At 30.4% G+C, this 13873-nt stretch carries 14 protein-coding genes; 7 read left to right on the top strand and 7 right to left on the bottom strand.

Going from position 1 to position 13873, the window contains the following annotated elements:
- Window positions 1-32: 32 nt before the first annotated feature.
- The gene (locus ACJDU8_RS05075; RefSeq protein ID WP_406791067.1) at window positions 33-302 is read right to left on the bottom strand and encodes a SoxR reducing system RseC family protein; all 270 of its coding nucleotides are present in this window, start codon (window positions 300-302) and stop codon (window positions 33-35) included.
- Between the two features lie 225 nt (window positions 303-527).
- Here ACJDU8_RS05075 and ACJDU8_RS05080 point away from each other — a divergent pair, with 225 nt between their 5' ends.
- The 4 genes from ACJDU8_RS05080 (at window position 528) to ACJDU8_RS05095 (ending at window position 3481) form a co-directional block, all read left to right on the top strand.
- Window positions 528-926: a lamin tail domain-containing protein gene (locus ACJDU8_RS05080; protein WP_406791068.1), complete on the top strand. Its 399-nt coding sequence runs from the start codon at window positions 528-530 to the stop codon at window positions 924-926.
- 125 nt (window positions 927-1051) lie between these two features.
- Window positions 1052-2161, top strand: coding sequence for an Ldh family oxidoreductase (locus ACJDU8_RS05085; protein ID WP_406791069.1), 1110 nt, complete (start codon window positions 1052-1054; stop codon window positions 2159-2161).
- Between the two features lie 38 nt (window positions 2162-2199).
- Window positions 2200-2736, top strand: coding sequence for a macro domain-containing protein (locus ACJDU8_RS05090; protein WP_406791070.1), 537 nt, complete (start codon window positions 2200-2202; stop codon window positions 2734-2736).
- A gap of 100 nt (window positions 2737-2836) precedes the next feature.
- Window positions 2837-3481: a superoxide dismutase gene (locus ACJDU8_RS05095; protein WP_406791071.1), complete on the top strand. Its 645-nt coding sequence runs from the start codon at window positions 2837-2839 to the stop codon at window positions 3479-3481.
- 56 nt (window positions 3482-3537) lie between these two features.
- On the opposite strand, the gene ACJDU8_RS05100 is transcribed toward ACJDU8_RS05095, so the two are convergent.
- The 5 genes from ACJDU8_RS05100 to ACJDU8_RS05120 all read right to left on the bottom strand — a co-directional run bounded on the left by ACJDU8_RS05100 (window position 3538) and on the right by ACJDU8_RS05120 (window position 8114).
- Window positions 3538-3669 carry a hypothetical protein gene (locus tag ACJDU8_RS05100; protein WP_406791072.1) on the bottom strand — a complete coding sequence of 44 codons (132 nt, stop codon included), beginning with the start codon at window positions 3667-3669 and terminating at the stop codon, window positions 3538-3540.
- Between the two features lie 497 nt (window positions 3670-4166).
- Window positions 4167-4943: an ABC transporter permease gene (locus tag ACJDU8_RS05105; protein ID WP_406791073.1), complete on the bottom strand. Its 777-nt coding sequence runs from the start codon at window positions 4941-4943 to the stop codon at window positions 4167-4169.
- Window positions 4943-5848: an ABC transporter permease gene (locus tag ACJDU8_RS05110; RefSeq protein ID WP_406791074.1), complete on the bottom strand. Its 906-nt coding sequence runs from the start codon at window positions 5846-5848 to the stop codon at window positions 4943-4945. The genes ACJDU8_RS05105 and ACJDU8_RS05110 overlap by 1 nt, the downstream gene beginning before the upstream one ends.
- A 91-nt stretch (window positions 5849-5939) precedes the next feature.
- Window positions 5940-6998, bottom strand: a complete 1059-nt coding sequence (locus tag ACJDU8_RS05115) for an ABC transporter substrate-binding protein (protein WP_406791075.1) — start codon at window positions 6996-6998, stop codon at window positions 5940-5942.
- A gap of 27 nt (window positions 6999-7025) precedes the next feature.
- Window positions 7026-8114 (bottom strand): ABC transporter ATP-binding protein, encoded by a 1089-nt coding sequence (locus ACJDU8_RS05120; protein ID WP_406791076.1) that lies wholly within the window; start codon window positions 8112-8114, stop codon window positions 7026-7028.
- 656 nt (window positions 8115-8770) lie between these two features.
- Here ACJDU8_RS05120 and ACJDU8_RS05125 point away from each other — a divergent pair.
- Window positions 8771-8965 carry a helix-turn-helix transcriptional regulator gene (locus ACJDU8_RS05125; protein ID WP_406791077.1) on the top strand — a complete coding sequence of 65 codons (195 nt, stop codon included), beginning with the start codon at window positions 8771-8773 and terminating at the stop codon, window positions 8963-8965.
- 215 nt (window positions 8966-9180) lie between these two features.
- Window positions 9181-10506: a sensor histidine kinase gene (locus ACJDU8_RS05130; RefSeq protein WP_406791078.1), complete on the top strand. Its 1326-nt coding sequence runs from the start codon at window positions 9181-9183 to the stop codon at window positions 10504-10506.
- A 32-nt stretch (window positions 10507-10538) separates the two neighbouring features.
- Here ACJDU8_RS05130 and deoC read toward each other — a convergent pair whose 3' ends face one another.
- Window positions 10539-11195: a deoxyribose-phosphate aldolase gene (gene deoC, locus ACJDU8_RS05135; RefSeq protein WP_406791079.1), complete on the bottom strand. Its 657-nt coding sequence runs from the start codon at window positions 11193-11195 to the stop codon at window positions 10539-10541.
- A 362-nt stretch (window positions 11196-11557) separates the two neighbouring features.
- Between deoC and ACJDU8_RS05140 the strand changes: the two genes are divergently transcribed.
- The gene (locus ACJDU8_RS05140; RefSeq protein ID WP_406791080.1) at window positions 11558-13858 is read left to right on the top strand and encodes a heavy metal translocating P-type ATPase; all 2301 of its coding nucleotides are present in this window, start codon (window positions 11558-11560) and stop codon (window positions 13856-13858) included.
- Window positions 13859-13873: the final 15 nt, after the last annotated feature.

The following is a 13873-nucleotide window of genomic DNA, read 5'->3' on the forward strand; positions in this document are numbered from 1 at the left end:
TTATTTGTAATCTTACGAATCATATTGTTCCCCTACATATCTTCCCAATGAAACTTTTCCTGATTTTCATCTACTATAGTAGCTTTATCAAATAACTTTATCAATATCAGGGCTAATATAAAAGCAATTATACCTCCCATAACTTGATAAACTCTAACAGAACCTTCTGCTACCTTCCCTATATATCCCCCAGAAAATATCCCTATAAACACAAATACAATGGGAAGGATAAATAACATAAACGCAGCCATTACCATATTTGTACTTTTTCTTTTATTTCTAATCTCGTGATTTTTACCCATTTTTAATATCAACCTCCCTAAAAGCCTGTAACCAATTTAAATTATTAATAAAATTTTAGATAATACTTAAAATACACCTTCTATTTTTATATTATAACTCTTAAAATACACAAAATAAATAATACTAAACCATTAAGTAAGCTATACTAATATTATAAATTATTTAAACTCTTGAAGGAATTTAACATTAAATGTTGAATTTATCATAGGGAGGGAGATGATACTGTGTCTAATGATGTAAAAATAACATATATAAATAATACTATCAGAGAGAGAAATGGACAATTTCATTTAAATGATGAATGGATTCGCATTGAAAATATCAGTAAAAGAAGAATTAATATGTTTAATTGGGAAGTGTGGCGCTGGAAACCTGGTAAACAATATTCTCACATTTATAGGTTTCCAAGGCGTATTAACAATTTTTTTTGGACATTAGATCCTGATGAAATTATAGTGCTTTTTACAGGTTATGGTTCGAATAAATTTGTAGAAGGAGATATTAACCACAGATCTGAATTCCACTTCTATTGTGGGGAAAAAGCTTTTATATGGAATAATCAGGGGGATATGACCTGTTTATTTGATACTAAATCGGTGGTAAGCACCCTTGCTGTTCCTTAAAAATATATTATTATTCTATTTGCAGTATAATTATCCTGTATATAATAAAACTACTATTATTATAATAATAGTGCATATTTTAATAACTGCATACAATTTAACATATACATTTTCAGGAGGTAAAGATGACATACGCAAAAGTAAAATACGAAGGTTTAAAAGAATTATGCAATATAGTTTTTGAAAAATTTGGATTTACACAAGAAGACAGTGAAACTATTACAGATGTTCTACTGCTGTCAGATTTATTCGGAATTGAATCTCACGGAATTCAAAGATTAGTAAAATATTATAGCGAAATAAAAAATGGTCTTATAAAAGTAGATTCTACACCAAAAATAGTGAAAGAAATCCCGGTATCTGCAACTTTAGATGCACAGGCTGGCATGGGGCAACTGGCAGGAAAAAAGGCTATGAATATGGCAATTGAAAAAGCCAAAACTTCAGGTATGGGCATGGTAGTAGTTAGAAATTCTAACCATTACGGTATTGCCGGATATTATGCCAGAATGGCTCAGAAAGAAGGCCTGCTTGGAATTTCAATGACCAATTCACCAGCTGTTATAGTACCGACTTTTGGTAAAGACGCTATGCTTGGCACAAATCCTATTGCTATATCTATGCCTGCAAAACCTTATCCTTTTTTAATGGATATAGCCACCAGTGTAGTTACAAGGGGAAAAATTGAAGTATACAATAAAAGACACGAACCCCTTCCACTGGGTCTGGCACTAGATAAAAATGGAGAAGATACTAAAGATCCTTATGATATTTTATACAACTTACCTAAAAGATTAGGTGGAGGATTGGTTCCACTTGGGGGTTCGGGAGAGCTAACAGGAGGACACAAAGGCTATGGACTGGCTCTTGCAGTTGAAATGTTTACTGCAATTCTATCTGGAGGTATTACAGGAAATTATGTTACCTTAAATGGTTCCTCTGGTTCCGGTACCTGTCATTATTTCTGCGCAATAGACTATGGTATATTCGGAGATAAAAAATCCATTGAAGATAGTTTTTCAAAATACTTAGAAGAACTCAGAAATTCCGAAAAAGCCAAAGGAGCCGTAAGAATATATACCCATGGGGAAAAAGAAGTTGAATCTTATAAGGATAAAATGGAAAATGGAGTTCCATTAAATGAAGTTACTCTTAAAGAAATAGAAGACATATGTAAATATTTTAATATAAAAGCCAATGATTATATAACAAAATTTACCATTGATGAAATATGATAAAAAACAAGCTAATACAAATTGGAGGATTAGAATATATGATTAAAATAGGTGATAAAAAAATCATAATCAAAAAAGGTGATATAACTAAAGAAAACAGTGACGCCATAGTAAATCCTGCAAATAGTGGCCTACAGCATGGAGGAGGAGCCGCACTGGCCATTTCAAGAGCCGGTGGATCTCAAATACAGTCAGACAGTAATGAACTTATAAAAAAAATAGGTACTTTACCTGTTGGAAAAGCAGTTATAACCTATGGTCATAATTTAAATTGTAAATTTGTAATACACACTGTAGGACCTATAATGGGTGAAGGTGATGAAGATGAAAAACTAAAAAAGGCTGTAAAAAGTGTACTTAACCTGGCAGAATCCTATAATTTAAGCTCCATATCCGTACCTGCTATAAGTTCTGGTATATTTGGATTTCCAAAAGAAAGATGTGCAAAAATACTTCTTGAAACTTCTGTAGAATTTTTAAAAAGAAATGATATAGATTTAAAAACCATTGTTATGTGCAATCACGACCAACAAACAACTGATATATTTTTAAATGAAGAACTGAAATATGTTTAATTCTTATTAAAATATTTTAATGATATAAAGAATTGGAAATTATACACATTCAGGTTTTATTACATATTATAATATTGATATGTTTTATAGAGGTGATTTAATGTATAATATAAAACCTGAAATTTTTGATTTTAATTCTGTTAAAGGTATTTCCAAAAAACAATTGGATGAACACTACAAATTATATGTAGGTTATGTAAACAATCTAAATAAAATCTGGAACACTCCCTATATACCTAAAAATTATACTGACAGCAATCCCACCTATTCAAAAATGCGCAGCTTAAAACTTGGTGAAACCTATGCGCTAAATGGTGTAAAACTTCATGATCTTTACTTTGAAAACATGACAGGTGGCAGTAACACCCCTCACGGTCCAGTACTTAATGCCATAACAAACCAGTTTTCTTCCTATAATAATTTTCTCTCCTATCTTACAAATGTAGGATTATCTATGAGAGGATGGGCTATTGTTTCCATAGACTTACTTGATAACAAATTTCACATAATAGGAAGCGATTTACACGATACCGGTGCCGTATGGCTCTCTTGTCCAATACTAGTATTGGATGTTTACGAGCACGCATATTTTATGGATTTTGGAACTGACAGAAAAAGCTATATTTCTAAATTTATCCAAAACATAAACTGGACTGTGTTAAATGAGAGATTCCAAAATTACCTTCACAGAATGGGGCTTATAGATATGAATAAACCCAGATATTTTCCATATCCATTCTTTTAGATAGCTTAGCTAAAAATATTTTCTAATAAAAAAGCAGCTGTTAAAGCTGCCTTTTACTATTTTCCTGTAAATAGTGTATCTATCATGTCAAACAGGAAACTAAAGGATTCCCTTCTTTTAGATTTGATTCTTTTCAATATGGTAATTTTGTCCTTTGACTTTTCTATATCCCTTATCTTTTCATCCATATAACTTTCCCCCTCACTACAATAATTAAAATTTTTCCATTACATTTCGTGTGTCAAAACTATATATTTATACCCTCATATAATTAAACTGAATCTATTTGTTAATATATTAACATTCTTTAATTTCAATTGCAATAGTTATGTTAAAATATTAACGATATATTATGGATCTTTATTCTACGCTAATCTTATATTAAAAAATTCAAATTATTCTTAATAATTATTCAATATTATATACTATTATATATATTTAATTTTGCTTCTAATTATTTCTTATATAGCCTAAAGATTTACTATGATAATTCAAGAAACTCTTCTTATAATATTCTAAAATAACTTAAATGTGTTATAGCTAATAATAAATTATTGTCATAATATTATCAATGTTATTTTTATTATCATCATATCATTTAGAAATAAAAAATAGAAGTACTTAGACACCTTACTTGCTTAGCTGTTTTCAGGTGCCTAAATACTATAAGATGTAATTATTTAGGTTAGATTTGCTTTACCTTTGTACTTCTGCCTTTGATAAATTCTTGTATAAAAAGCATCGCTAAAGTAATTCCAATTAAAATAGTGGATACTGCAGCTATTTCTGGAGTTATAGTGGTTTTCATACTCTCCCACATAGCCACCGGAAGTGTCTTAGTTTTAGCACCTGACAGGAACATAGTAACAGTTACTTCATCTATAGAGGTACTAAAAGCAAATATTGCCGCAGAAAATATAGAAGCTTTGATTTGGGGCAGTGTAATATTAAAAAATACACTAATATATTTTGAACCCAGCCCCATTGCTGCCAATTCAATATTTTTATCTACACCCTTTAATCCTGTCATTACCGTCACAAATACCATTGGTATAGCCAGCAGTGTATGACCTAGAACTATTCCTGGTATAGTATTGGTTAGCTTTAAAGGTGCAAAGGAGTTATATAAGGCTACACTAATTATAATTACAGGTATAACCATAGGCATAACCATAAAAGCCATAAATATATTTTTAAATTTAAATTCTAACTTAGTAACAGCAGCTGCTGCCATAGTTCCTAAAACAAGAGCTAATATTACTGTTAGAACAGCTATACCTAAACTTCTTCCGAAACATTGAGTCCACTGACTATCATTAAAAAAAGCATGATACCACTGAGCAGAATAACTTGGAGGCGGAAATTTAAAATAAGTTAGTGATGTAAAAGACAGTGGTATTAATACAAATACAGGAGCTATAAGAAAAAACAATATAACAATTACTACAATTGGAAGCCACATTATTCTCCCTCCTTTAACATAGGATTTCCTTTTATCAATAATGCAAGTACTGCTAGAAGTCCCATAGTAATGATAAATAAAACCAGGGCAAGTGCAGATGCTAAAGGCCAGTTTAAAGTAGCACTTATATTATTTTGTATAAGTGTGGATACCAGCATATTTTTTGAACCACCTAATAATGATGGGGTAATAAAATATCCCAGCGCTAAAACAAATACAAGTATGGAACCTGATAAAATTCCTGGAACAGATAAAGGAAAAAATATTTGCCAGAAGGCCTTCGTCGGTCTTGCTCCCATGATCTGTGCAACTTCCACCAATTGCGTGTCAATATTGGACATAACTGCATAAACATTTAACACCATGTATGGAAATAGTACATGAGTCATACCTATTGTCACAGAGGTAGTATTGTACAGTAGATTCAGAGGCTGCTTTATTAATCCTATATTTTTTAGGAATGTATTTAAAATCCCTTGATCCTGTAAAATTATAATCCATGAAAAAGTACGAACTAACAGACTAATCCAAAAAGGTATCATAATAAGCATCAAAATAATCTTTTTTAATCTGGATGATTTTGTTCTAATAATAAAATAAGCCACAGGATAAGCTAGTACAATTGATATTACAGTTACAATAAATGAAGTTTTCAATGTAAGCCATATAACCTGAAGGTATATTGGTTCTGTGAATATCTGTGCTATATATTTAAAGGTAAATCCGCTCTCATCTATAATACTTAGTTTAAATAGACCTATCATAGGTATAAATGTAAATACTAATATAAAAAGTACTGGCAATACTATTAATATCCACTTTGCACTAAATAAATTAACTAATCTATCCTTTGTAGAAACTTTTTTAAACATTAACTCTTCTTTCTTGATACTCTCATTTACCATTTTTATTCCCCCAAAAATTAGTTAATTTTAAGTATTTACTATTAATCTAAAGTTCTAGTTACATAACTAGAACTTTAGATTGCAAAATAAATTACTTAATTAACCACTGTTGAAATTTTGCATCTACAGCATCATAATTTTCTGCCCACCATTCTTCATTACCATGTACAAGCTTCTTGGAAGTTTCATCGTCTGCCCTTCCTATTCTCTCTTTAACTTCTGCAGACAATAAGTCCAGTGCTTTAGAGTTAGTAGGTGCATAATCAATATTTTTTGAAAATGCCGCTTGCTGCTCAGGTTCACATTCAAAAGCAATAAACTTCATAGCTAAGTCTTTATGTGGTGCTCCCTTTGGTATTACCCAGGAATCTCCAAGAACTATAGCCTGATTATAATCCACATCTACTGGTGATCCTTCTTTTTTAGCTGTACTTATACGACCATTCCAAGCTGCTGCTATACTAACATCACCACTTGCAAGAGATTGAGGTGCCTGAGCTCCTGCACTCCACCATATTTTAACACTGCTTTTTATTTTATCTAGACTTTTAAATGCTCTATCCACATCTAAAGGATATAAATTTTCTGGCTTAACTCCATCTGCCAAAAGAGCAGTTTCCAAAGTACCTACAGGATATTTCCACATAGAACGAGCTCCAGGGAATTTTTGTGTATCCCAAACTTCAGCCCAAGTTGTAGGATGCTTGTCTTTTGAATAACTGCTTGTATTATAAGATATAGCTACATCAAAGGTATCTGAACCAACGCCGTATTCATTAACAAGTCCTTTATCAATATTATCTGCTTTAATTACATTATAATCTAATTTTTCAAGTAGCCCTTGTTTGCCTCCTCTTGGAGCAAAATCAGAATCTACATTAACTACATCCCACTCAACATTTTTGGATTGAACCATAGCTTTTAATTTACCATAATCTGTTGGATTTACTACAGTTACTTTTACCCCATATTTTTTTTCAAAGGCATCATAGTTTACCTGTCTGGCTTTAGAATATGCCCCACCCCAGTCTACAACAACCAATTCCTTATCTCCACTGCTACTGCTGCTTTGGTCTTTTGATGAACTGCCACAGCCTGTAAGGCTAAAAAGTAATATTAAGCTTAATAAAAATAATAATTTTTTCTTCATAGTTTATTCCCCCTTAAATTAACATAATTAATTTGCTATTAATGAACTCTTTTCTACTTTCCAATTTAATATAATTTCCTTACCTGAAGCCAGCAAATTTTTATCAGATGGCGGAGCCTTTATCATCATTTCTTCATTATTTTTATTAATTACTTTCACCTTAAGTGAATCTCCAACAAAAATAACTTCTTTAACTGACGCTTCCATACTATTTTCATATTCAGGCTGTCCAAGTGTAATATATATATTTTCTGGCCTTAATGCTATAGAAACAGCTTTACCTCTTAAATACTGGTTTTCCTTATCCATTTGTGCTTTTAAAACCTGCCCATTAAATATTTGTATAAATGCCGTTTTACCCTTTGTTTCAACTATTTTTCCTTTAATAATATTTATCTCACCTATAAATTCTGCCACAAATGTACTCTTAGGATTTTGGTATATATTTTCAGGACTATCTATCTGCTCTATTTTCCCCTTGTTCATAATACATACTTTATCAGACATAGTAAGGGCCTCTTCCTGATCGTGAGTAACACTTATGGTTGTAATTCCAATTTTCTGCTGTATATGCTTAATCTCCAATTGCATTCTTTGTCTTAAATGCTTGTCTAAAGCTCCCAATGGTTCATCTAATAACAGTAATGGAGGATTAAATACTATAGCTCTTGCAAGTGCAACTCTTTGCTGTTGTCCTCCACTTAATTGTTTGGGATATCTATTTTCCACTCCTTCAAGATCAACTAATTTCAGCATATTCATAACCTTCTCTTTAATTTTGTCTTTAGAAAATTTTCTGATTTTCAGAGGATAAGCAATATTCTGGAAAATATTCATATGAGGAAATAATGCATAATTTTGAAAAAGCATTCCTATATTTCTCTCGTAGGGTTTTTTCTTTTCAATATTTTCATTATTTAAAAGAATTTCACCTGAATTTATCTTTTCAAATCCTGCAATTAATTTTAATAATGAAGTTTTTCCCGAGCCACTTGGACCCAGTATGGTTAGAAATTCTCCTTTGTCCACTCCAAAACTAACTTCATCTACAGCCTTAAAATTTTTATAATATTTTATTACATTATTCATTAATAAATTAGCTCCAATGGTACTCATTTAATCTCCCCCCTTTTAAACTATCAAAATTCATTTGTAAGCCTACTAGATATGAATAAAGTCATAAATTTACCAAACATAATTTTTGCAACATTTTTAAATAATTTATTCACAATGTACAATGTTGTAAAAATGCACATTTTTGCGTGATATATTTTTATTAATTATACTGTCTTCATATTAACATGTCAATCTCAAATAGCTGTATTTTTTAATAATATATCAATAAAGAATGACTCATTTTATTAATAGTGCTCACAACTTGACTGTGAAATTTCCACACCATTCAATTTATATGTTATATTACTTACTTATAAATTGAAAGTTATTGAAAATTTTCTTCAAATATATTTTAAGATTGTTTTGAGCATTTTGTATTACACCCTCGATTAATTTATTATATTAGTAATAATTATATGTATAATTTATCATATTATTAATAATATTCATATGTATAAAACAAACAAATATAAGCTAATACATTTGTCTACAAAATACATATGATTTATCATTTATCTCAACTTTTTAATATTTTTAAATTACTTTTATAATACTTTCATTACTAAAATGTTGTAAAATATCTTTAATAGTATACTGTGTAAAAAGGGAATATAAGTATTTTATAGAATATATTAAGGTGAGGTGATAGTTATAGAATGAAGAACAGACTTAAGGAGATTCGAATGCGAGAATATATGATGAATCCTAAGGAATTTGCAAGACTAATAGAAGTCAATCCTAAAACATATTATGCATGGGAAAACGGCACATCAGTCCCGTCTATGAAGGAGGGATTAAGAGCAGCAAAAAAGTTGAGCAAAAACTTGGACGAAATATGGTACTTAGAATAGTGCCATATATTTTAAGGATATATTCTTTGAATTAAGGAAAAAGTTTGTATATAAAAGAAATTTTTTATGAAATCTATCACATTCTATGTTAAAATATAAAATAAATAATCTATAAGTTAAAATGATTATTACATTATTTAAAATATTTTAAAAAAATAAATTTCTATAGACAACAATTATTTGAAATTATATATATTTTACGAGGAGGTTATAAAATGTCCGGTTTTGCAGATGATCAGCAATTAATTTACCAATGGAAAGAATTCATTAAAAACATTAATGATAATCCCACATTTAATTCCATTATTATAAAACCATGTATAAAGTGTGCTGATTTAGAAGATACAGCACCTGAAAAATCAAAAATAAGATTTTTATCTAGTTCGGAGATCAAAGACAAACTTTCTAAAAATTCACAACTAATCGAATCTTCCAACCCTTTCTTAAAGTATATTTCCTCATCTTTAAAAGGAATACCTCACATAGTCTCTCTAACTGATAATCATGGGTGGATTATTGATTTAGCTGGAACACCCGAGGAATTAAATATAAAAAATAAAAAAATTTGTATAGGCGCACGTTGGTGCCAAAGAAATACCAATACTGATAACATAAAAACAAAATTAGCTATAAAAAATCCGGTTTTTACATATAACATAAAACCTTCTAATAAAGCATGTGGAGCTTGTTGCTGCATATATGTACCTATTAAATTAAATGAAAAAATAATTGGAAACCTTGTTCTTAGTACCCCAAATAAATATGCACATCCTGCCATATTTAGTCTTGCTACAATTTGTGGAAATTCTATTGAAACTGCACTCTCTGACTTAGAAAATAAACAAAATAATCATCCTCTATTACAAATTAGTGACTTAATGGCAACTACAGTCCATGACTTAAAAAACCCATTAGCAGTAATTAGAGGATTAGGCCAACTAAGCAAAATAACCCAAGATAAAAATGTACTTAATGGATATCTAGACAAAATTATAACTCAAGTTGATGAACTAAATGATATTATTGTAGAACTTTTAAGCATATTCAAGCCTTCTCAGCTTTTTCCTAAGGAAGTGGTTCCTGTAATACAAGAAGTTATTAACGAATTTCAGCCCCAGTGTAAATTTAAAAATATTAAAATATCCTTTATGAATAACGGAGATGGCTTTATAAATATGTGTGAGAATTTATTTAAAAGAGCAATACAAAATATTTTAATAAATGCCCTTCAATTAATGGATAATGGTGGGCAAATTGAAATCGAAACAAAAACAGAAGAACAATCTATTGTCATTACAATCAAGGATACCGCCGGTGGAATACCTGAAGATATAAAAGATTCTCTATTTCAAGCATTTACATTTAGGAGAGGTCAAGGCACTGGTCTGGGATTATTCATGGTCTATCATACAATTGCTAGTACCCACAAAGGCAAGATATGGTTTGAAAGTGAAAAAAATAAAGGAACTACATTCTTTATAAAAATTCCAATCACTAAAAATATAGAAAATATGTTTCTTTCAAAATATGAGTTTATTTAAAATAGATTAGAGAGCTATATCAGCTCCCTAATTTATTTTTCATTAACAATCTTAATTGAAGCACTGGCTCCTATTCTCACTGCACCTGCATTTATCATTTCTAAGGCATCTTCATATGTCCTAATTCCACCTGATGCTTTTACTTTTAGGTTAGGAAAAACCGTCCTATACATTAACTCTATATCTTTAGAGGTGGCACCTCCCGAACTGAAACCTGTAGATGTTTTCACAAAATCAGCTCCTGATTTTTGGGCCAGCTCACAGGCTTTGACTTTTTCTTCATCAGTAAGAAGACAGGCTTCTATAATAACTTTAACCAATGCCCTCCCCTTTGCCTTATTCACCACAGCTTTTATATCATCTTCAACATAATCATAATTTTTTGCTTTTAAATAACCTACATTTATAACCATATCAATTTCACAGGCCCCATTACTTATGGCCTGTTCTGTTTCAAAAGCCTTTGTTTCAGATGTTGACATCCCCAGAGGAAAACCTATAACTGTGCATACTTTTACATCTGATCCTCTTAATATTTCATAGGCAGTATTAACATACGAAGGATTTATGCATACTGAAGCAAAACCATATTCTAAAGCTTCTCTACACAATTTGACTACTTCTTCATAAGTAGCCTCAGGTTTTAAAAGGGTATGATCTATCATTTTAGCCAGTTCTTTTTTATTCATTACCTTCTTCTCCCCTCGCTGACAAATAATAAAAAACATAACTTATGTTCCAAAATATATTTTATAGCTATAATTTTATAATACCATAATGATGCTTATTATTGACACAAATTTGTTAAAATGTTAGAATACTTAAAATATGAAAATTATATAAATTATAATATAAACAGGACTAGTTTAAAATTTTGTTGACCAGAAAACTGGAGACTAATAATCTTTCAAGGAGATTATTAGTCTTTAATTTTTTTATCCGAAGGTTGACATTACTAATACTCTCATTTTTTTAAAGTGTGAGATAGTCCTACGCGCCTGATAAGTTCTTCTAAATCAATCTAAATACGTAAAGAGGAGTGTGTGAAATAATGATTGAAAATATTTCATTAAAGATATACGGTATGACCTGTACATTATGTGCTCTTACAATAGAATCCTCCATGAATGGAATTGAAGGTATAAACAAAATAAATGTAAGCTATGCTGCTGAGAAAGCAAAATTACAGTATGATAATAAAAAAATAAATTTAAAGGATGTAAAAGAAAAAATAGAATTATTAGGTTTTTCAGTAAGTGAAGAAAATCAAGAAAAAGTTACTAAAAAAGGTCTAAGCAGAGACGAAATTGAAAGGAACAAGCTTAGAAATCTATTCATAATATCTGCTATTTTAAGTTTTCCTTTAATATTGGCTATGCTATTAGGTGGAGTTGGTTTCTGCCACAGCGATTACAATCCTGCTTCAGCTGGAAAATGGGGTAACTTTATTGAAACCCTGAGATGGAAATCCTGGAACCTTCACAATTGGAAATTGCAACTGGTCTTAGCAACTTTAGTGCAATTTGTAATAGGTTTTAGATTTTATAAGAGTTCTCTTTATGCACTGAAGTTCAAAGCTTTTACTATGGATTTATTAGTTGCAATAGGAACTACTGCTGCATATCTTTACAGCTTATATATATCACTTTTTCAACCCTTAACTTATACTCTAGGTATGGTAAATTTATATTTTGAATCCTCAGCTACTATAATTACCCTTGTACTTCTTGGGAAATATTTGGAATCGATTGCTAAAAATAGAACTTCGAAATCTATACAATCTTTAAATAAGCTAAGACCTAGAAAAGCTAGAGTACTTAGAAATAATACTGAGTGTGACATCCCCATTGAAAATGTGCTAATAGGAGATACTATAATAGTAAGGCCTGGCGAAAAAATACCTGCAGATGGAATTGTAATTAACGGTCATTCCATAGTTGATGAATCTATGCTTACAGGTGAAAGTATACCTGTAGAAAAGAAAAAAGATAATTTTGTAACTGGAGCTTCCATTAACAAAAATGGCTCCTTCAAATTTAAAGCTACTAAAGTTGGGAGTGATACTGTACTTTCAAATATTATAAAACTGGTAGAAGAAGCCCAAGAAAGTAAAGCACCTATACAGAAAATGGCAGATAAAGTATCCGGATTCTTTATACCTGCTGTTTTACTCATATCAGCCCTCACTTTTATTATCTGGTATTTTATTATCTTTCATCATCAAATATTCCTTATAAATATTCCTATAATCTATGCAGTATCAGTTTTAGTAGTATCATGTCCATGTGCATTAGGATTAGCAACACCTGCTGCAATAATGGTAGGAATGGGAAAAGGAGCAGAAAACGGAATATTAATTAAAAATGGTGGTAAATTGGAAGAAGCCTGTAAAATAAATACAATAGTATTTGACAAAACAGGTACTTTAACTACAGGAAAACCTGAAGTTAACAGTATTATTTTATTTAAAAATAATAATTCCCTCATAAACATTAATAACAAAAATGATTTATTAATCTTAGCTGCGTCAGCTGAGAAATATTCTGAGCACCCTTTTGGAGAGGCAATATACAAATATGCAAAAAAAAATTATGCAAAAGAATTTGAAAATGTAGATAAATTTCAATACATTCCAGGAAAAGGTGTATCTGCAGTAATAAAAAATAAGTTAATACTTATAGGAAATAAAAAATTTTTAGAAGAACATTCTGTAGATTTAACTAATTTAGGGGATAAACTAGTTAAATTTCAAAAGCAAGGCGAAACAGCTGTATTAGTAGCATTTAACGGCATTTTAGTTGGAGCTATTACATTATCAGATAAAATAAAAGAGAATTCAAAGAAGGTTATTAAATCTCTTCAAGAAATGAATATAAAAGTTTATATGCTTACAGGTGATAATAAAGATACTGCCGCTTCTGTAGCAAATGCCCTAAACATAAAGAACATAATATCAGAAGTCCAGCCTGAGAATAAAGCTGAAGAAATCACTAAATTAAAAAAAAGTGGACATATTGTGGCCATGGTTGGGGATGGAATAAATGATGCACCTGCCCTTGCTACAGCAGATATAGGATTTGCTATAGGAACAGGTACCGATGTAGCTATCGATACTGGAGATATTGTGCTTTTAAAAGAAGACCTAAATGCTCTGCCAGCTTCAATAAAACTTTCAAAAATAACTATGAGAAAAATAAAACAAAATTTGTTCTGGGCCTTTATATATAACTTAATTGGAATACCTATTGCTGTAACAGGACATTTAAATCCAGTAATTGGAGCTGCAGCTATGTCTTTTAGCTCCATATCGGTTTTATTAAATTCACTTAGTCTTAAAAGATTTAAATTTTAACATTAAATATCTTCA

The sequence above is a fragment of the Candidatus Clostridium eludens genome, assembly GCF_045310515.1.
Taxonomy (GTDB): domain Bacteria; phylum Bacillota; class Clostridia; order Clostridiales; family Clostridiaceae; genus Clostridium_B; species Clostridium_B eludens.